Raw genomic sequence first — 1,539 nt, 5'->3', positions numbered from 1 at the left:
TTGAAGAAATCGGAGAAGTAAACTGAGCAAGAATTTTAACGAAGAGTTTGATCCTGGCTCAGGATGAACGCTGGCGGCGTGCTTAACACATGCAAGTCGAACGGGCGAATTATATCGGAGGTCTTCGGGCCGAAGAGATAATAAGCTAGTGGCGGACGGGTGCGTAACGTGTGGGTAATCTGCCTTTGTCATAGGAATAACTGCTTGAAAAAGTAGCTAATACCAAATAACATATCGTATAGGCATCTATAAGATATCAAAGAGAAATCGGACAAAGATGAGCCCGCATCTGATTAGCTGGTTGGTAGGGTAAAAGCCTACCAAGGCGACGATCAGTAGCCGGCCTGAGAGGGTGAACGGCCACATTGGAACTGAGACACGGTCCAAACTCCTACGGGAGGCAGCAGTGGGGAATATTGCACAATGGGGGGAACCCTGATGCAGCAACGCCGCGTGAGTGAAGAAGGCTTTCGAGTCGTAAAACTCTGTTGTAAGGGAAGATAATGACGGTACCTTAAAAGAAAGCCCCGGCTAACTACGTGCCAGCAGCCGCGGTAATACGTAGGGGGCAAGCGTTATCCGGAATAACTGGGCGTAAAGGGTGCGCAGGTGGTCTGTCAAGTTAGTGGTGAAAGGCATAGGCTCAACCAATGTAAGCCATTAAAACTGACGGACTTGAGTGCAGGAGAGGAAAGTGGAATTCCTAGTGTAGCGGTGAAATGCGTAGATATTAGGAGGAATACCGGTGGCGAAGGCGACTTTCTGGACTGTAACTGACACTGAGGCACGAAAGCGTGGGGAGCAAACAGGATTAGATACCCTGGTAGTCCACGCCGTAAACGATGAGTACTAGGTGTCGGGAGGAATCTCGGTGCCGAAGTTAACACATTAAGTACTCCGCCTGGGGAGTACGCTCGCAAGAGTAAAACTCAAAGGAATTGACGGGGACCCGCACAAGCAGCGGAGCATGTGGTTTAATTCGAAGCAACGCGAAGAACCTTACCTAAACTTGACATACCGATGCCGATTCGGTAATGCGAATTTTCCTTTCGGGGACATTGGATACAGGTGGTGCATGGTTGTCGTCAGCTCGTGTCGTGAGATGTTGGGTTAAGTCCCGCAACGAGCGCAACCCTTGTCAATAGTTGCCAGCATATAAGGTGGGGACTCTATTGAGACAGCTAAGGACAACTTAGAGGAAGGTGGGGATGACGTCAAATCATCATGCCCCTTATGTTTAGGGCTACACACGTGCTACAATGGTCATTACAGAGGGAAGCGAGATTGTGAAATGGAGCAAACCCCAAAAAGATGATCTAAGTTCGGATTGTAGGCTGAAACTCGCCTACATGAAGTTGGAGTTGCTAGTAATCGCAAATCAGAATGTTGCGGTGAATGCGTTCCCGGGTCTTGTACACACCGCCCGTCACACCATGGGAGTTCGGGGGGCCCAAAGTCAGTGAGCAAACCGCGAGGGTGCAGCTGCCTAAGGCAAAACGAATGACTGGGGTGAAGTCGTAACAAGGTAGCCGTATCGGA

1 rRNA gene is annotated in these 1,539 nt (G+C 49.8%); it reads left to right on the top strand.

The features are described 5' to 3' along the window. Positions 1 to 35: 35 nt before the first annotated feature. A 16S ribosomal RNA gene (locus ACFO4R_RS11965) occupies positions 36 to 1,539 on the top strand; the annotation flags it as partial.

It is taken from the genome of Filifactor villosus (assembly GCF_042652965.1).
Classification (GTDB): domain Bacteria; phylum Bacillota; class Clostridia; order Peptostreptococcales; family Filifactoraceae; genus Filifactor; species Filifactor villosus.
The sequence above is the reverse complement of the archived record's forward strand: the minus strand, read 5'-3'. Positions and strand labels throughout refer to the sequence as shown.